Here is a 399-nt window from a genome sequence, read left to right on the forward strand (position 1 = left end):
CGGTTTCTAATCGGCGGGATGATTGAATACGGTTGAGGTAACCATAAAGATACAGTTTTAATAATGTGGCTGGATGATACTTAGGGCGGCCTGTGGACTTTAAAGTTAATCCTTTAAACCCCAATTCAGCTAGATTTAGTTCCTCAATGAAAACATCAATCACTCTGACCGTATTATCTTCACTGACGTAATCTTCCAACGATTCTGGAAATAACGTTGATTGGTCACGACTTTCACCGCTTATAAACTTTGACATACTGCCTCAACCCTCAACTGAATCAATAGTCTAATTATATAAATATCAGTATATTAAGTGAACTAAATGTATAGATTAATAGATCATAAGCAGAACATACTTAGACCAAAAGGTGATCAGAGTTTTCACACAGTCTGTGCCAT

The 399-nt window shown here is 36.6% G+C and carries 1 protein-coding gene; it reads right to left on the minus strand.

The annotated features are described in order from the left end of the window. Positions 1 to 256 (minus strand): transposase (locus tag CWC30_RS16565; RefSeq protein WP_171034742.1); only part of this gene is annotated, 256 nt, incomplete at its 3' end. Positions 257 to 399: the final 143 nt, after the last annotated feature.

It is taken from the genome of Pseudoalteromonas sp. S4741 (genome assembly GCF_005886135.1).
Taxonomy (GTDB): Bacteria; Pseudomonadota; Gammaproteobacteria; order Enterobacterales; family Alteromonadaceae; genus Pseudoalteromonas; species Pseudoalteromonas tetraodonis.